The 17,840-nt window shown below is 60.2% G+C and carries 15 protein-coding genes; 7 read left to right on the forward strand and 8 right to left on the reverse strand.

Annotated features, from left to right (window positions below; genetic code table 11):
• Window positions 1-785: 785 nt before the first annotated feature.
• Both AEQ63_RS03720 and AEQ63_RS03725 read right to left on the reverse strand, forming a co-directional pair.
• The gene (locus AEQ63_RS03720; RefSeq protein ID WP_042610291.1) at window positions 786-1,127 is read right to left on the reverse strand and encodes a hypothetical protein; all 342 of its coding nucleotides are present in this window, start codon (window positions 1,125-1,127) and stop codon (window positions 786-788) included.
• An 89-nt stretch (window positions 1,128-1,216) separates the two neighbouring features.
• A complete protein-coding gene (locus AEQ63_RS03725; RefSeq protein ID WP_064362043.1) occupies window positions 1,217-1,858 on the reverse strand; it encodes a class II glutamine amidotransferase in 642 nt (213 codons plus the stop codon).
• A 166-nt stretch (window positions 1,859-2,024) separates the two neighbouring features.
• On the opposite strand from AEQ63_RS03725, the gene AEQ63_RS03730 reads away from it, so the two are divergent.
• From AEQ63_RS03730 to AEQ63_RS03740, 3 genes are all read left to right on the forward strand, one after another.
• Window positions 2,025-2,273 (forward strand): hypothetical protein, encoded by a 249-nt coding sequence (locus AEQ63_RS03730; protein WP_042610412.1) that lies wholly within the window; start codon window positions 2,025-2,027, stop codon window positions 2,271-2,273.
• Between the two features lie 105 nt (window positions 2,274-2,378).
• The gene (locus AEQ63_RS03735; RefSeq protein ID WP_042610289.1) at window positions 2,379-3,536 is read left to right on the forward strand and encodes a GGDEF domain-containing protein; all 1,158 of its coding nucleotides are present in this window, start codon (window positions 2,379-2,381) and stop codon (window positions 3,534-3,536) included.
• Window positions 3,537-3,544: 8 nt separating this feature from the next.
• Window positions 3,545-4,039, forward strand: coding sequence for a PaaI family thioesterase (locus AEQ63_RS03740; RefSeq protein ID WP_064361820.1), 495 nt, complete (start codon window positions 3,545-3,547; stop codon window positions 4,037-4,039).
• A 217-nt stretch (window positions 4,040-4,256) separates the two neighbouring features.
• On the opposite strand, the gene AEQ63_RS03745 is transcribed toward AEQ63_RS03740, so the two are convergent.
• Complete coding sequence (locus tag AEQ63_RS03745) at window positions 4,257-6,461, reverse strand: OsmC domain/YcaO domain-containing protein (protein WP_064361821.1); 2,205 nt, start codon at window positions 6,459-6,461, stop codon at window positions 4,257-4,259.
• Window positions 6,462-6,681: 220 nt separating this feature from the next.
• Between AEQ63_RS03745 and AEQ63_RS03750 the strand changes: the two genes are divergently transcribed.
• Window positions 6,682-9,291: a bifunctional diguanylate cyclase/phosphodiesterase gene (locus AEQ63_RS03750; protein ID WP_042610286.1), complete on the forward strand. Its 2,610-nt coding sequence runs from the start codon at window positions 6,682-6,684 to the stop codon at window positions 9,289-9,291.
• 3 nt (window positions 9,292-9,294) lie between these two features.
• Here AEQ63_RS03750 and cydB read toward each other — a convergent pair whose 3' ends face one another.
• From cydB to ppk2, 5 genes are all read right to left on the reverse strand, one after another.
• Window positions 9,295-10,296, reverse strand: coding sequence for a cytochrome d ubiquinol oxidase subunit II (gene cydB, locus AEQ63_RS03755; RefSeq protein ID WP_064361822.1), 1,002 nt, complete (start codon window positions 10,294-10,296; stop codon window positions 9,295-9,297).
• A 12-nt stretch (window positions 10,297-10,308) separates the two neighbouring features.
• Window positions 10,309-11,682 (reverse strand): cytochrome ubiquinol oxidase subunit I, encoded by a 1,374-nt coding sequence (locus AEQ63_RS03760; protein ID WP_064361823.1) that lies wholly within the window; start codon window positions 11,680-11,682, stop codon window positions 10,309-10,311.
• Window positions 11,683-11,685: 3 nt separating this feature from the next.
• Complete coding sequence (locus AEQ63_RS03765; RefSeq protein WP_064361824.1) at window positions 11,686-12,042, reverse strand: VOC family protein; 357 nt, start codon at window positions 12,040-12,042, stop codon at window positions 11,686-11,688.
• Window positions 12,043-12,065: 23 nt separating this feature from the next.
• Window positions 12,066-12,281 carry a hypothetical protein gene (locus AEQ63_RS03770; protein WP_064361825.1) on the reverse strand — a complete coding sequence of 72 codons (216 nt, stop codon included), beginning with the start codon at window positions 12,279-12,281 and terminating at the stop codon, window positions 12,066-12,068.
• A 719-nt stretch (window positions 12,282-13,000) separates the two neighbouring features.
• Window positions 13,001-13,816, reverse strand: a complete 816-nt coding sequence (ppk2, locus tag AEQ63_RS03775; RefSeq protein WP_064361826.1) for a polyphosphate kinase 2 — start codon at window positions 13,814-13,816, stop codon at window positions 13,001-13,003.
• A gap of 189 nt (window positions 13,817-14,005) precedes the next feature.
• Between ppk2 and AEQ63_RS03780 the strand changes: the two genes are divergently transcribed.
• The 3 genes from AEQ63_RS03780 (at window position 14,006) to msrA (ending at window position 17,840) form a co-directional block, all read left to right on the forward strand.
• On the forward strand, window positions 14,006-16,132 hold the full coding sequence (locus tag AEQ63_RS03780) for a TonB-dependent receptor family protein (RefSeq protein ID WP_064361827.1): 2,127 nt from the start codon (window positions 14,006-14,008) through the stop codon (window positions 16,130-16,132).
• A 271-nt stretch (window positions 16,133-16,403) separates the two neighbouring features.
• Window positions 16,404-17,189 (forward strand): enhanced serine sensitivity protein SseB, encoded by a 786-nt coding sequence (gene sseB / locus AEQ63_RS03785; protein WP_064361828.1) that lies wholly within the window; start codon window positions 16,404-16,406, stop codon window positions 17,187-17,189.
• A gap of 144 nt (window positions 17,190-17,333) precedes the next feature.
• Window positions 17,334-17,840, forward strand: a complete 507-nt coding sequence (msrA, locus tag AEQ63_RS03790) for a peptide-methionine (S)-S-oxide reductase MsrA (RefSeq protein ID WP_064361829.1) — start codon at window positions 17,334-17,336, stop codon at window positions 17,838-17,840.

Below are 17,840 nucleotides of genomic sequence, written 5' to 3' on the forward strand. Positions count from 1 at the left end.
GCACACACCGCCTTCGCGAGCAGGCTCGCTCCCACAGGTTTGATTGCGTACATTCAGTGAGAAAAGGGGCGTCTGTCAGGCCGCCTTCGCTGGAAAGCCAGCTCCCACAGGTTTCTGTGGCGTGGACAGGAATTGGCCAACACCCAACGTCCAATGCAGGCTTGCTCTCAACAGAAAAGCAAAAGCAAAGGCCAGATCAAAAGATCGCAGCCTTCGGCAGCTCCTACAATTGGATCGCACTCCACTCAAAAACAGGTCGGTTACCAGGCCGCCTTCGCGAGCAGGCTCGCTCCTACAGAAAATCAAAAGATCGCAGCCTTCGGCAGCTCCTACAAACAATGAGCGCAAGCTCGAGTTCCGCTTTTGATCCTGGAGCCCGTCGGCAGGCTGAGCGGAGGGATTGATCCGGGAGTGGGAGCGTAGCGACCGTACGACGCAGTCGGACACAGCGAGTGTAGGTGCAGCGAAGCAAACCGGAGCCGCTGCGCCAGGATCGATCCCGCAGCGAAGGAACCCCGAGCCTAAGCGAGCGGGCCGAACGTCAGGGCACAGACCTTTGGTTACTTTGGGGCGTCTGCCAAAGTGACCCGCTGTAAGAGCGGAACCATAAGAAGCCGTTACCGCAGAAACGGATATACACCCAAACCCAAAAGGAGCATGGTCGGCCCAAAGGCCGCCAAGCCCCCAAAAAAAACCCCACAACCGGAAAACCAGTGTGGGGCCAAAAAATTGGTTGGTTGCGGCCAACCAAAGGAGCTCTGTAAAAAACCACCCAAGCGCTCAGATCAAATGCAATCCTGAGCCGCCCGCTCAAAACTCGACGGCAACAAATTCGACGCCAGCAAATGCCGCTCATAAATGAACACCTTGCCACCCTTGCCCGCCTTGTAGGCCTCCAGCACGTTATCCGCCGACACCTTGCTCGGCACCACAATCCGATAACTGCGCTGACTCTGCGAAACCGTCGGATTCAACGCACTGCCCTGCAACTTCGGCACCACACATTCAGCGTATTGCGCAGGCGTCTTGCTGGTCTGCAACGTCAGGGTCGGATCGTTCGGCGCCGAAGCACAACCAGCGAGCAACAGGGAAGCCAAAGCCATGGCAGGCACGAATAAAGCACGCATCGGGGGTAATCCTGAAAATAAAGGTTCGGTTCAACCGGCAACGGTTCGACTTCACGGCATCGCCGCTGCCATTCAATTTTTTTTGAGAATCAGCTCGACGCCACCAAGGCCTTGAGCGATACATCGAATTGCTTCAGCGCGTCGAGTTGCAGGTCACGCTGCTGATTGATCTGTGCAGCGACTTGCGGCGCCGCCTGGTTGTGCACCCAGACCGAAGGCAGCTCTCGCTCGATCGCTCCTTCGGCCTTGCCGATGTATTGCAGATCGGCGTCGTAGAACCGCGCGGAAAAGCGCGCCTCGACCAGACTGTTGCGCTGGGTCAGCAAGCGATTGAAGGTGTCGAGCTTGACCACCACATCCGGATGGGCCTGCAACAGCGCATCGAGGTTGTCGTAAACAGTCACCGAGACGAACTGCTGCTGCAGCGAACTCACCAGCCAGTCGAGCGCCAGTTCCGGATCGGAGCTGCCGACAAAGGCGTCGCGGATTCGCGAGTCCAGCGCGTCTTTCGCGCCGTTCAGCGCCATGTCGTGGTAGCGCTCCAGGTATTGCAGGTTCTGCAGCGTGTTTTCGCTGAGCAATACACCCACGGTCTGCGTGTGCTGCAACGCCGAGGTGCTGGCGGCGATGGGTTGCAGGTGACACGACCGGGCGTCGTCTGCGTAAGCCGGTGCGGTCACCAACCCGCCCATCAGCAGGGCGATCATTGCCAGTCGAGTCAGAACATTCATCGCGCAATTTCCTTGAGCTGCGTCTTCGATGGAGGCGATTTTCCGCCGATCGCCGGCAAAGCAGAACTTGCGTTTCTTGATGGTCACTATTACTTCCAGCAATAGTTGCGTGCCACGCAGACTGATGCACACTGGACCTACCAAAAAAAATGATGAGGGTCTCGCCTTGAGAACGTTTGATCTGATCCGTGACGCCGTGCTGCCCGAATATCGCGAGCGGGTGGCGGAATACCTGGTCCAGTACGAAACCGTGCTGCTGGACAAAAACACCGACGATGCGCAATTGATTCGCGACACTGCTCACCAACTGCGCGGCTACCTGCGCGGGCTCAATACCACGCGGGTGCTGGGCATGGCCTACTGGGAAGAGCTCGATCGCCGTGTTGTCGACACCTGGCTACGCCCGCAAGAGTGAATGCTGGAGCGCCAGTGGTCTGCCCGGCAAAGCTTCCCCTGCGAAAAACCTGACCAAACGCTTACAATCGCAGGCCTATTGCCATACAGACAGGCCTGCCCGGAAATGCCGCTCGACCCGCCAACGATGCTGACCATCACGATCGCCCTCGCAGCCGCTGCCGCGCTGTACCTGGCGGTCGAGTGGCGCAGTATCCGTGAGCCTTCGCTACTGTTCTGGAGCGCCGGTTTCGCCACCATCACTATCGGTTCCACCCTCGCCCTGCTGCGCAGCAGTGGTTTTCTGCTGCTGGGCATCTGGTTCGCCAATGGCCTGCTGGTGACCGCACACTTCTTTTTCCTGCTCGGCGTGGCACGCTTCACCCAGGCCCGACTGTCGCCGGCGTGGTACCTGATTTTCGCGACGTGGCTGATCATGCTGTTATTGCCGGACGGGCCGCTGTGGTCCAAAGCCATGCTGGTGGCCAACTCGCTGCTGGTGGCGATTCCCACACTCAAGGCCAGTTCGCTGCTGCGTCCGCACGGCAAATCATTGAGCGTCGGCGCGGTGCAATTGCGTTATGTGCTGCTCGGCCACGGCATCTTTTATGTCGCCAAGGCCCTGACCGTAGTAATCCCCGGCACGCTGATCGATCTGGCGGCGTTTCGCGGCGAGATCATTCAGATCTCGCTGGTCGAAGGCGCCATGGCGATCATGCTGATCGCCCTGTCGATGACCGGGACCGAGCGTTATCGCCGGGAAAAGCAGATCGCCCGCCTCGCCGAGCGCGATCCGCTCACCGCCCTCTACAACCGCCGCGCCCTTGAAAAACGCACGCCACGCCTGCTGGCCGGAGTTTGCGCGCAACGCCCGGGTGCGCTGTTGTTGATCGATATCGACAACTTCAAACTGGTCAACGATCAGTACGGGCACATCGCCGGCGACCGCTTGCTGATCGCCTTGAGCGAAATGATCCGCGCCCGGCTGCCCGCCCATGCGCTGACCGCGCGCCTGGGCGGCGATGAATTCCTGATGCTGCTCAACAACGCTTCAGCCGAAGCTATTCTTGAACTGGGTAATGCCTTGCGCGAACAGTTTCTGGCCTTGGCGTCGCACACCTATCCCACGTCTGCTGCGGTGACCCTGAGCATCGGCGCTACCCTGTTCGACAGACCACCGGCCAGTCTGGATGCGCTGATCGAACTGGGCGACGCCGCGCTCTACGAGTCCAAACGCGGCGGCCGCAATCGCTTGCGCCTGTCCGGCCTTGCCACCCCAGGATGACCCCCGCCATGTCCAGCCACGACACCCCACTGCAAGACCTCGCCGCCCCCGAAGGCGTTTGCTACGGCTGCGGGGGCCGCAACCCGCATGGCCTGCACGTCAAAAGCCGCTGGGACGACGACGGCCGCCATGTGATCGCCGAACACCTGCCTGAAGCCCAATACTGCGGCTGGCCGGATCTGGTTTACGGCGGACTGATCGCGATGCTGGTCGACTGTCACTCGAACTGGACCGCGATGGCCTGGCACTACCGCGCGGAAAACCGCGAAGCCGGCAGCCTGCCGCGCATCGACTGCGTGACTGGCAACCTTGGGATCAAGTTCATCAAGCCCACACCGATGGGCGTACCGCTGCTCTTGCGCGCGCGGGTCGAAGGTGAGGTCGGGCGCAAGACCCGGGTGATTTGCGAGGTGTATGCAGGGGAAGTGCTGACGGCGGTGGGCGATTCAGTGTTTGTGCGGGTGGATACGGGGCAGTTGGCGGATGCAGCGCATGGCCGCTAAAGCCAAAGCCCCTCACCCTAGCCCTCTCCCAAAGGGGGAGGGAACTGACCGAGGTGTCTTGTGGAAATACGCCGACCTGGGAAACCGAGTCGAACTCAAATTCTGAAAAGCTTGAAAATCGGCTCCCTCTCCCTCGGGAGAGGGCTGGGGTGAGGGGCTGCGGTTCAAGCCACGCAGCCATACTCAAGCCGAAAGCGAAACGTTCTGAGCCAGCTCTTCAACGCGACAAAGCCGCCACACCCGCCCGCGCCGCATGGAGCTTTTTATAGCTCTCGATCAAGCGCAAATGCCGATCCAGCCCTTCCAGCTTCATGCTCGTCGGCGTCAAACCGTAAAAGCGCACGCTGCCATTCACCGATCCAATCGCCGCATCCATGCGCTCGTCACCGAACATCCGGCGGAAATTGGCCTCGTAATCCTCCAGCTCCAGATCTTCATCCAGCTCCATCTCCAGCACCACGTTGACCGCCTGATAGAACAAGCCGCGCTCAACGGTGTTGTCGTTGTACTGCAGGAACGCCTCCACCAGATCCTTGGCCTCGTCAAACTTTTGCAACGCGAGGTAGATCAGCAAGCGCAGTTCCAGGATCGTCAGCTTGCCCCACGGCGTGTTGTCGTCGAACTCGATGCCGATCAGCGTAGTGATATCGGTGTAGTCGTCCTGCTCGCTGCGTTCCAGGCCCTGGACCAGATTACGCAGGCCGACCTTGCTGAGGTTGTGCAAATTGAGGATGTCGGCGCGGAATTGCAGGGCTTTGTTGGTGTTGTCCCAGATCAGGTCTTCGATCGGGTAGATCTCCGAATAATCCGGCACGAGGATGCGGCAGGCCTTGGCGCCGATGTGCTCGTAGACCGCCATGTAGACTTCCTTGCCCATGTCTTCGAGGATGCCGAACAGGGTCGCGGCTTCTTCGGCGTTGGAATTTTCGCCCTGGCCGGAGAAGTCCCACTCGACGAATTCGAAGTCTGGTTTGGCACTGAAGAAGCGCCACGACACCACACCGCTGGAGTCGATGAAGTGCTCGACGAAGTTGTTCGGCTCGGTGACCGCCTGCCCGGAGAACGTCGGCTGCGGCAAGTCATTGAGGCCTTCGAAACTGCGGCCCTGCAACAGTTCGGTCAGGCTGCGTTCCAGCGCGACTTCCAGGCTCGGGTGCGCGCCGAATGAGGCGAAAACACCGCCGGTGCGCGGGTTCATCAGGGTCACGCACATCACCGGGAATTCACCGCCCAGCGAGGCGTCCTTGACCAGCACCGGGAAGCCCTGCTCTTCCAGGCCTTTGATGCCGGCGAGGATGCTCGGGTATTTCTCCAGCACTTCCTGCGGCACATCCGGCAGGGCCATTTCGCCTTCGAGGATTTCGCGTTTGACTGCACGCTCGAAAATCTCCGACAGGCATTGCACCTGCGCTTCGGCCAGGGTGTTGCCGGCGCTCATGCCGTTGCTCAGGTAGAGGTTTTCGATCAGGTTGGACGGGAAGTACACCACTTCGCCGTCCGACTGGCGCACGAACGGCAGCGAGCAGATGCCACGCTGGGTGTTGCCGGAGTTGGTGTCGTACAGGTGCGAGCCGCGCAACTCACCGTCACGGTTGTAAATGCCGAGAGTGCAGTCGTCGAGAATCTCGCTCGGCAACTCGTCCTTCGGTCCGGGCTTGAACCATTTCTCGTCCGGGTAATGCACAAACTCGGCATTGGCGATGTCTTCGCCCCAGAACTGGTCGTTGTAGAAGAAGTTGCAGTTCAGGCGCTCGATGAACTCGCCCAGCGCCGAAGCCAGTGCGCCTTCCTTGGTCGCGCCCTTGCCGTTGGTGAAGCACATCGGCGAATGTGCGTCGCGAATATGCAGCGACCAGACGTTCGGCACGATGTTGCGCCAAGAGGCAATTTCGATCTTCATGCCGAGGTCGGCAAGGATCTTCGACATGTTGGCGATGGTCTGTTCCAGCGGCAGGTCCTTGCCGGCAATGTAGGTGCCCGCTTGGGAATCGGACTGCGGCATCAACAAGGCCTGGGCATCGGCGTCGAGGTTGTCGACTTCTTCGATGATGAACTCGGGGCCGGTCTGCACCACTTTCTTTACGGTGCAGCGGTCGATGGAACGAAGGATGCCCTGGCGATCCTTGTCGGAGATGTCTGCGGGCAATTCCACCTGAATCTTGAAGATCTGGTTGTAGCGGTTTTCCGGGTCGACGATGTTGTTCTGCGACAGGCGAATGTTCTCTGTCGGGATGTTGCGCGTGTCGCAGTACAGCTTGACGAAGTAAGCCGCGCACAAGGCCGACGACGCCAGGAAGTAGTCGAACGGTCCCGGTGCCGAGCCATCGCCCTTGTAGCGGATGGGCTGATCGGCGATCACCGTGAAGTCGTCGAACTTGGCTTCAAGTCGAAGGTTGTCGAGAAAGTTGACCTTGATTTCCATGCGGGATTACCAGAATACGGCTAAACGAATGGCGGCCATTATCCGGTTTTTGTGCGGGAAGTCTCGCCCTTTCGGGATTCGCCGCTGGCCGGCGATGCTGGAAATCCCGTGGGATTCGCTACACTTTGAACAAATCAGGCGATGTCATAGAACAACAATCTGAACATTGTGCCCGCGCCATTGTTCTAGATTCCCAAGATACCGGATCAAGGACGAGCACATGGCCGTAACTCTCGCTGCGCAGCCAATCCCCACCCCGCAACGCGCCGTGACCCGACGCCTGGCCATCGCCGTCGGCGCGCTGTTCGTTGCCGGTGTCATAGCCGCCATCAGCACCTTGCTGGGCATCGCCAAAACCCTCGATGGCAAGGACCTGGAACAGAATCAGTTCTATTCCGTGCGCGCGGTGGAAAACCGCATCACCGCGTCGAAAAACTACATCACCAGCTACGCCTACTGGACCCGCGCCTTTGAGGCGTTGAGCGGGCCGGTCGACACCGAATGGGCGTACACCGAACAGAACATGGGCAAGACCCTGTTCACCACCGATGGCTATGACGGCGTGTTCGTCCTTGATCGCAAGCGCACCAAGTACGCAGTGATTCGAGGGCAGATGGTCGAGACCGACGTGTCCACGGTGCTGCAAGCCTCCGCCCCGGCGCTGGTCGAGCAAGTGCTGGGGCAGCCCGACCTGACCAAACCGGTCAGCAGCTATTCGCTGTTCGAAGGCTGGCCGGCGCTGATCACCGCTGCCGCAATCATCCCCAACGATGAACGCCCGCTGGATGAACTGAGAAATACCTCGGTACTGGTGTTCGTCGACAAGCTGACCCCAACCAAACTGCGCAAGATCGGCAGCGGTTATGGCCTGACCAATCTGACCCTTGCCCCGGACGAAACGATTGAATCCGGTCAGCCGCGTGTGCCACTCGACAGCACCGGCTACAGCCTGGTCGCCGACCTGCAACGACCCGGCCAGCAATTGTTGTGGTCGCTGGTGCCACCGCTCGGCGCGACGTTTCTGGTGTTGATGCTGCTCACCGCCTATTTCTTCCGCCATGCCTTGCGCTCATCGCAATACGTCGACAACAGCATTCATGCCATGCAGGCGTCGAATCAGGCACTGGAGACGGCCAATCATGCGCTCGAAGCCAGTGAGGAACGCTTTCGTGCGGTTGCCGAAGCGGCCTCGGACTGGATCTGGGAAGTCGATGGTCAACTGGCGCTGACGTACCTGTCGGCGCGGTTCAGCGAGGTGACCGGCTACCCACAGGCCTTCTGGCTGGGGCAAGACATTGGTGAGTTGCTGACGTGCGATACCACGCCGCTGGAACTGTGGCTGCGCAAACTCAGCGAAGAAAACAGCGCGGGGGATTTGCGCTGCACCTACCGCGACCACTCCGGGCAACCGCGTCACTGCCGGCTCTCCGCTCGGCCGATTTTCGACAAGGACAGCGTCGTCGGCTATCGCGGTACCGCCAGCGACATCACCGACGAGGTCGCCGCCCACGCGCAGATCCAGCACCTGTCGATGCACGACGCCCTGACCGGTCTGCCCAACCGCAACAAACTGGCGCGGTATCTGGATGAAGTGCTGATATTGAAAGAACACGCGCCGGCGCTGTCGCTGCTGATGATCGATCTGGACAACTTCAAGCCGATCAACGATTCCCTCGGCCATCCGGCCGGTGATGCGGTATTGCAGGAAGTCGCCACGCGTCTGCGCGAATGCACCCGTGAAAACGACATCGTCGCGCGCCTCGGCGGCGACGAGTTTGTCGTGGTGCTCAACGGCATGGACAGCCATCACGAGATCGACAAGTTCTGCACACGGCTGATCGGCAGCCTGCATCAGCCGATCAATTACGAGCAGCATCCGCTGCATATCGGCGCCAGTATCGGCATCGCTCTGAGCCGTCGTCACGGCTTCGTCGCCAGCGACCTGATTCGCTATGCCGACATCGCGCTGTATCAGGCCAAGTCCGACGGCAAGAACACCTGGTGCTATTTCGAAGCGCACATGAGCGACCAGATCCAGACGCGCCGGCAAATGGAAGATGACCTGCGCCATGCGCTCAAGCACAACGAGTTCGTTCTGCACTATCAGCCGCGTTACAAAGTCGATGGCAAACAGATTGTTTCGGTCGAAGCGCTGGTGCGCTGGCAGCACCCGACCCAAGGTTTGCTCGGGCCGGACGTGTTCATTCCGCTGGCCGAGCAGACCGACCTGATCGTGCCGCTGGGGCGCTGGGTCCTGCGCGAAGCCTGCGAAACCGCGCTGGACTGGCCCCATGACATTCTCCTTTCGGTCAACCTTTCGCCTGCGCAATTTGCCCTTAGCGATGTGGTCGAGGACGTTCGCGAAGTGTTGGTCGACACGCGCTTCCCCGCCAGTCGCCTGGAGCTGGAGATCACCGAGAACGTTATGCTCAACGACACCGATGGCGCGCTCACCACCATGAACCAGCTCAAAGAACTCGGTGTACGCCTGAACATGGACGACTTCGGCACTGGCTATTCATCCCTCGGTTACCTGCGCGCCTATCCATTCGACGGGATCAAGATCGACAAACGTTTCATCGCCTCGATCAGCAGCGGCACCAATGATCGCGCCGTGGTGCAGGCGATCATTGGCCTGGGCAAGGCCATGGGTTTGACGGTGACTGCCGAAGGCGTCGAGACCGAGGAGCAACTGGCGATTCTCGGCAAGGATCAATGCAACGAGGTGCAGGGTTATTTCATGAGTCGGCCGATCGACAAAGCGGCGTTTGCTGATCTGTTACGCGCATCGAGATTGTCGCCAGTCAGCAAAAAAGGCCGGGTGACCTGAGTCTCAACTGTGCTCGGCAACTCGAACCTTGCCGCTGAATACGCGAAACCCGAAGGTGTTGTAGGCCAGAGTGATCGGGATCAGCACGGCGAAACCGACCAGCATGAAGATCTGGCTGGTCGGGCTGGAAGCGGCTTCGCTCAAGGTCAGATCCGGCGGAACGATGAAGGGATACAGCGCGACCAGCATCACTGCGAAGGCCAGGACAAAGACGCCCAGTGCGGCGAACAGCGGCACGCAATCGAAGCGGCTGCGCAAACCATTGATGAACACCATCGCTAATGCGCTGACGACCATCCCCGCTGGCAGCCACAGCCAGATACTGGCAAGCCGCCGGGCGTATTGCGGCTGCAACGTCGCCGTCCAACCGATCAGCACCATCAGAAACGCCACGACGACCAGCGCCAGCACGCGGGCCTGACGCGCCGAGCGTCGTTGCAGTTCATCCTCGGTGCGCCAGTACAACCAGCACGTCCCCAGGCAGAGATAACCCAGCACCAGCACCAGACCGCAAAACACCGGAAACGGGTTCAGCCAGTCGCGGCCATCGCCGATGTACTGACCGCCCTGATGCGCAACGCCATGCACGAGGGTGCCAAGCACCATGCCCTGAACAAATCCGGTCAGCAACGAAGCCAGCGCCAGTACGCCGTCGACGATTCTTTTGCGCTGTTCGTTCGCTGCGTAGTCGCGGAACTCCAACGCCATGGCGCGTGCAATCAAGGCGAGAAACATCACGATAAAAGGCACATACAGCGCCGGCAGCAAAATCGCGTACGCCAGCGGAAACAACGCCAGCAGCCCACCGCCGCCGAGCACCAGCCAGGTCTCGTTGGCGTCCCATACCGGCAGAATCGTCACCGCCATGGCCCGCCGCTGCTGGCTGCAACTTGTGAGGCCCATCAGCATGCCGACGCCCAGATCGGTGCCGTCGAGCAATACGTAGTTCATTACCGAAAATGCCAGCGCGGCGGCGCACAACAGTGTCAGCCAGTCCGTGTCCATGTGTGCGCCTCCTCAGTGCCCGGTTTCGTCCGCAAGGCTTGGCTGCGGCCCCGGTTGATCCGGCTGCGGCGGCTCACGCAGCAGGCGCAGCAACACCCATAGGCCGATACCGAAGACCAGCAGATAAAACAGCAGGATCAACCAGGTCGACCCGACGACTTGCGCCCTGGACACTGACGACAGACTGTCAGCCGTACGCATCAGCCCATAGACCGTAAACGGCTGTCGCCCCACTTCAGTAACCACCCAGCCACTGAGCATCGCCAGAAACCCGGCTGGCGCCAATAGCACGCAAGCACCCCGCCATCCGCGCGCGGTGTACAGGCGATTGCGCCGACGCAGAACCAGGCTGATCACGCCCTGACCGAGCATCAGCAGCCCCAGGCCGACCATCAGCCGAAACGCGAAAAACACTGGCGCGACGGGCGGGATGTCCTCAGCCGGGAATTCATCAAGCGCGGCGATGGTGCCAGTCAAATCGTGATGCAAATACAGGGAGCCGATGCGTGGAATGGCGACTTCCCAATGATTGCGCCGCTCGTCCATATCCGGCCAGGCGAACAGCCGCAGCGGCTCCCCTGCCCCCGGCGCCGGCCGCGTCCACGAGCCTTCGATGGCCGCCACTTTCTGCGGCTGAGCGTGGAGACTGTGCCGACCGTGCAGATCACCGACGACAAGCTGCACCGGCATCAGCACGGCAATCACCCACAGCGCCATGGAGAATTGCAGCCGAGCGCGCGGATTCTCTGATGCTTTGCGCAACTGCCAGCCGCTGATGCCGGCAATCAGCGTCGCACTGCCGATGAACACCGCGAGCAGCATGTGCACCAGACGATACGGAAACGACGGATTGAAAATGATCGCCCACCAATCCTCGGCGAGGAAACGCCCGTCGGCGCCCATCGCATAGCCGGCGGGGGTGTGCATCCAGGAATTGGCGGAAAGGATCCAGAACGCGCTGATCAGCGAGCCCAGCGCCACCGCGCAGGTGGCGAAAAAGTGCAGACGCGGACCGACCTTCTTCAGGCCGAACAACATGATGCCGAGAAATCCCGCTTCGATGAAAAACGCCGCCATCACCTCGTAGAACATCAACGGGCCGAGGATATCGCCAGCCTGCGCTGACAGCCGAGACCAATTGAGGCCGAACTGATATTCCAGAATCAATCCTGACGCCGTGCCCACCGCAACGTTCAGCGCAAACACCTTGAGCCAATAGCGATAAACATCCAGATAAACCTGGCGCCCGGTCCTTAACCAGAACGCTTCCAGCACCATGAGGAAATTCGCCAGCCCGATGCTGAACGCCGCCAGCACGATGTGGAAGCTGATCGTGATCGCGAACTGGGCGCGGGCCGCCATCAGGGCCGAATCGACAGGCTCCATTCATCAGCCGCTGTAGAACACAGCAAGCTTGTTGCCTTCGGGGTCGCGCAAATAGGCCACATAAAAGTCCGGCGTGTAGGCCTCGCGAGTGCCCGGTGGGCCTTCGTCGGTGCCGCCGCTGTCCACCCCCACCCTGTGCACCTGATCGACCTTTTGCCGGGAGTCGGCGCGAAACGCCGGCATCATGCCGTTGCCCGGCGTTGCTCGCTCGCCATTGAAAGGTTTTGAAATGTGTACGCTGCCGGGGCCGTTGGACTTGTCGACGCAATCAGGCAGGTAGCCAAGCGGCGTCAGGATCGCCTTGTAAAAAGCCGCCGAACGATCGACATCGTTGGCGCCGATAAACAGATAACTGAGCATGGGAAGTCCTCCGATGGCAGTTTTCAGCCGTGCGTTTCTTCCTGGTTATGGGTAAACACGTTACCGGCATCGCGCACCAATTGGCGCCATTCGGCGCTGGTAATCAGGCCTTGCTCCTCCATCTCGTCGGCGGCCTTGAGCAACTCGTCATATTGCTGTTCCGGATCCAGAGCGGCTTCTGTCTGCTCCGCCATCTTGCGCCATGCCGCCAGTGATGCCTTTTTCTGCTGATCGAACATACGGGTATCTCCTGAGGGACTTACCCGGTAGAAAAAACAGCGAGAAGGAGGTTCAGGGCAGACGACGGATGGAGGTTAATGCACAAAACCTGGTCGGAATGAGCCTGCTCGCGACAGCGGTATATCTGCCAGATTGAATGTGAATGTGCCTCCGCCATCGCGAGCAGGCTCACTCCCACAGAAAAGCAAAAGCAAAATCAAAATCAAGATCAAAAGATCGCAGCCTTCGGCAGCTCCTACAGTTGGATTGAGCACAACCTCAAAAGCAGGTCGGCTGTCAGGCCGCCATCGCGAGCAGCCTCGCTCCCACAGAAAAGCAAAGCAGCGCAGCTGCCCGCGGCGAAGCCGCACCACTCAACAATGAGCGCAAGCTCGAGTGCCTTTGATCTACGGGCGACGTCGGAAGGCTGAGCGGAGGGATTGATCCGGGCGTGGGAGCGAAGCGACCGTACGACGCAGTCGGACACAGCGAGTGTAGGTGCAGCGAAGCAAACCGGAGCCGCTGCGCCAGGATCGATCCCGTAGCGAAGGAACCCGAGCCTGCGAGGGCCGAACGCAGGAGCAAGCCTTTTCGGTTACCTTTTCGGCGTCTGGAAAAGGTGACTCGCCGTAAGGGCGAAACCGCCAGCCGCAGCACCAAAAAAAACGGATATCCCCCCAAAACCCCAGCGCATGGTCGGCCCAAAGGCCGCCAAGCCCCCCAAAAAAACCGGCAAATGTCAAAACCGCTCAGTCACCCGCTTATACGGATAATCCGGCTCCCGGTACTTGCCCGGCTTCTGCCGTTTCGGCAATTCGACCTTGTCACGCTCCACCTCTTCATAAGGGATGCGACTGAGCAGATCGGTAATAATGTTCAGCCGTGCGCGCCGTTTGTCATTGGAGTCGGCCACCATCCACGGCGCCCGATCGGTATCGGTGTGCTTGAACATCTCGTCCCGCGCCCGTGAATAGTCGAACCAGCGGCTGTAGGATTTCAGATCCATCGGCGTCAGTTTCCAGATCTTGCGCCCGTCATTGATTCGCGCTTCGAGCCGGCGGGTCTGCTCTTCGGGGCTGACCTCAAGCCAGTACTTGAGCAGGATCACCCCCGAATCGACGATGGCGTTTTCCACCCACGGGATCGACTTGAGAAACTTGTCGGCCTGTTCCTCGGTGCAAAAACCCATGACCCGCTCGACACCGGCGCGGTTGTACCAACTGCGGTCGAAGATCACCACTTCACCGCCCGCCGGCAGGTGCGGAAGATAGCGCTGCACATGCATCTGGCTCTTCTCGCGATCGGTTGGCGCCGGCAGCGCGACAACGCGAAACACTCGTGGGCTCACGCGCTCGGTAATCGCTTTGATCGTGCCGCCCTTGCCGGCACCATCGCGGCCTTCAAAGACGATACACACCTTGACACCCTTGGCGATGACCCACTCCTGCAGCTTGACCAGCTCCACGTGCAGCTTGCGCAACTGGTCGAGGTAGTCCTTGTTTTTCAAGCGCGGGCGTTCTATGGCCTTTGCGGGTTTCTTCCTGTCTTTCGCCATGAATCGATCCTCGCGCTTCAACAGCCCAGTGAAATTGTTTATTGACCCTGGAGGCCTGATCCGTGAGGTTAGTCCACGCCCGGTTGTTTGCCATTGCCGGGGAAAAAAGCCGGATCATCATGTGTTTCCTGCATTTGTTCTGACGTCGCACTGTTCATTGCCCGATCCCCTGTTTGCTGGAGTTTTTCGATGCCGTCGTCCAAATCACTGCCCACTGCCCTGCTCGGTCTGGCCCTGGCCTGTCCGGCAATGGCCGAGACCCAGGGTCTGGAACTGGGGCAAGTGCTGATTTCGGCGGATGAGCGCAGCGGCACGGATGCAGCGGTCGAAGAGGCTCGCGAACGCCTCGAACAGGTGCCCGGCGGCAGCAACGTGGTCGACATGCGCCAGCCATTGCAGGGCCGCGTGGCCAGCAATCAGGACGTGCTGGCCTTTCAGCCAGGGGTGTATGCGCAGTCGGCGGGCAACGAAGGCGTGAAGATTTCCATTCGCGGATCGGGGATCAACCGCGCACCCGGCGCCCACGCCTCGGGGCTGTATACGATGCTCGATGGCCTGCCGTTGACCGGCCCCGGCGGCACTCCGTATGAATTGCTCGAGCCGCTATGGGTCGACCATGTCGAAGTGCTGCGCGGCGCCAACGGTTTTGATCGCGGCGCGCTGGCGCTGGGCGGCGCTATCGATTACGTCAGCCACACCGGTTATACCGCGCCGAAACTGCAAGTGCGCTACGCCACCGGCAGCCATGGTTATCAGCAAAGACAGGTCAGCTCCGGGCAAGTGCTGGGGGATTTCGATTACTACGTGTCGCTGACCGGTGCCGACGCCGATGGCTATCAGGACCACACCGCCAGTGAAAGCAAAGGCCTGATCGCCAACTTCGGCTATCGCTTCAACCCGAACCTGGAAACCCGCTTCTACTTCCGCTACCGGGAAACCGACAACGACCTCGCCGGCCGCGTGACCAAACATTCCATCGAACACAGTCCTCGGGCAGCCAACCCGGCGTATGTGGCGCGCGACGACAGCCGCAAACAACCCGGCAGTACCTTCATCGGCAACAAGACCACGTTCTACCTCGACGACGATTCGAGCATCCAGACCGGCCTCGTCTACCACGACTACCCGATGGATTTGCGCGAAGGCCCGAACCGGCTGAAGGTGGCTTACACCGACGTCAGCGGCACCTTCGACTACAAGCGCCGCGACACCCTGTTCGGCCTGGAAAGCCGCAGCACTGTCGGGCTGCGCGTCACCAAGCACCTGCCCAACGATGGCGCCAGCGAGTTCGTGCGCATCCCGAGCGGCAACACCGCCAGCTATGCACCGGGCACGCGTATGCGCAACTTCACTTATCAGGGGTCGGACACCGTGCTGCATTTCGGTAACGACCTGGAAATCGCCGACGACCTCTGGCTGACCACCGGCCTCGCCGCCATCTACACCCGCCGCGAGAGCGCCGTGACCTACCCGCAGGGCGGCGGCAAAACCAGTCTCAACGACTGGGACTACGCACCGCGCATTGGCCTGCGCTACCAGATCACACCGGACGTGCAAGTGTTCGGCAACCTCAGCCGCTCCGTCGAAGCACCCCATCCGTGGTCATTGATCTACAGCTCCAACGTTCGCTTCCCTGCCGGCAACGGTGCCGCCACCGGCACCCAGCGCGACCCGATCGAACTGCAAAACCAGACTGCCACCACCCTGGAACTCGGCGGCCGTGGCGACAGCGCCTTCGGCGAATGGAGCCTTGCCTGGTACTACGCGCAAGTTCGTCACGAACTGCTCTCGGTACTGCCCGACGCCAACGCCGTCACGCCTTACGAACTCAACGCCAGCCCGACCGTTCACCAAGGCATCGAGGCCAGCCTCGACAGCAAACTCTGGACCGCCGCCGACGGGCGCCAGTTGAGCTTGCGCCAGGCCTACACGTTCAGCGATTTCCACTACCGCGACGATGAACGCTTCGGCAACAACCGCCTGCCCGGTTTGCCGATGCACTACTATCAGGGCGAACTGCGCTACGACTGGCCGCAAGGTTTCTTCGCGGCCGTGAACACGCAGCTGGTATCCAAAGTGGCCGTGGACTACGCCAACAGCTATTACGCCGACCCGTACGCCCTGTTCGGCGCCACGCTGGGCTACAACGCGCCGAAGGGTGACTGGCAAGGCTGGGTGGACATGCGCAACCTGACCGGCAAACGCTACGCAGCAACGGTCACCCCGGGGTATGACGACAAAGGGCTGGATGCCGCACGGTCGACACCGGGTGAAGGGATGGGTGTTTATGTTGGGGTTTCGTGGAGTTTGTTGTGAAGCCCAACCCAATTCCAATGTGGGAGCGAGCCTGCTCGCGAAAGCGGTGTATCAGTTATGAATTATTCGCCTGACACGACGCCTTCGCGAGCAGGCTCGCTCCCACAGTTGGTTTTGTGGTGCTGGGTAGAGCAGCGCAACTTACTGCGCCGGTTCTGGTGTCTGAAAGTCTTTGGATCCGGAATCTTCAGACAAGCCCCATCGTGAATGCAGGTATATTCGTCGCGGCGGGATAATCATCGCATTCCATCGAAAATAACGGACTGACCTCATGGATACTTCGCAAGAAAACCCTCTGGAAACATCACTCCGACTGGCCGCCGACGAACCTGCGCATCGTCCAGAGTTCTATCGCACGCTCCTGGATTCCACCGTCTACATCCTCGGCACAGCGGGTGCTGCTCAAGGCCATGTCAATCTCGAAGCCGGCAGCAACATCAGCATCGCCCATTGGCAGAAGCCCGATGGCACGCCGGTCATTCCGTTCTTCTCCTCGCTGCCAACACTGCAACAATCCATCGACAGCGAGCAGAGCTACGTTGAGATCCCCGCCCGGTCACTGTTCGAAATCACCTTGGGCGCGTTGCTCTTCCTCAATCCCAAGTCGCCCTACGGCAAAGAGTTCGTCCCGGATGAAGTGCAACACCTGCTCTCGGGTGAAATCGGCCGTCCCGCCACGCAGCGCACGGTTGAGAAAGAAACCAATGTGTTGCTTGGACAACCTTCGGACTATCCATCGGCCATGGTTCACTCGCTCTCGCAACTGCTGGCCAAACATCCAAACGTGAAGCGCGCATTTCTGGCACTGATGCACGACGCCTCGATCGATGAAAAACCGCACCTGATCGTCGGCATCGAAGCAGATGGCGATATCGAGCAGGTCATTCGCGAAGCCGGCAACGTCGCTGGGAACACAGCGCCAGATGGCGGCCCGGTTGATTTTTGTCGCGTGCTGACGGGAGAAGCCGGGCTGAGTGATTACTTCCTTAAGGAGACCAAACCGTTCTACGAACGCAAGTCACCGAGCAAGCTGCGTTCTTTTTTTGGCTTTGGTTGAATACGTTCTGACGAGATCGCAGTCGTCTGCATGTCGCTTGATCAGAGGGCGAGTGGTCGATTCTGATGAGCGCGCCCTTGGATTCTTTCAACCCGCCCTCATAACAATGCATATCCCCATCGTCTCCGAGAGGAAGGACACACCATGACCACTCAAACCGAAACTGCCATTCTCGCCGGCGGCTGCTTCTGGGGCATGCAGGACCTGTTGCGTCGCTACCCGGGCGTGCTGAAAACCCGCGTCGGTTATACCGGCGGCGACGTGCCGAATGCCACCTACCGTAACCACGGCAACCACGCCGAAGCCATTGAGATCGAGTTCGATCCCGCGGTGATCAGCTACCGGCAGATCCTTGAGTTCTTCTTCCAGATCCACGACCCGAGCACGCCGAACCGTCAGGGCAACGATCTTGGCCCGAGCTATCGCTCGGCGATCTACTACCTCAACGACGAGCAACGCGCCGTCGCCGAAGACACCGCTGCCGATGTCGACGCTTCGAAGCTATGTCCCGGCAAAGTGGTCACCGAGATCGAACCGGCCGGCCCCTTCTGGGAAGCGGAACCCGAGCACCAGGATTACCTGGAGCGGATTCCGAATGGCTACACCTGCCACTTCATCCGACCGAACTGGAAACTGCCGAAGCGCGCTTAA

Source organism: Pseudomonas sp. RIT-PI-o, assembly GCF_001297215.1.
Lineage (GTDB): Bacteria > Pseudomonadota > Gammaproteobacteria > Pseudomonadales > Pseudomonadaceae > Aquipseudomonas > Aquipseudomonas moraviensis_A.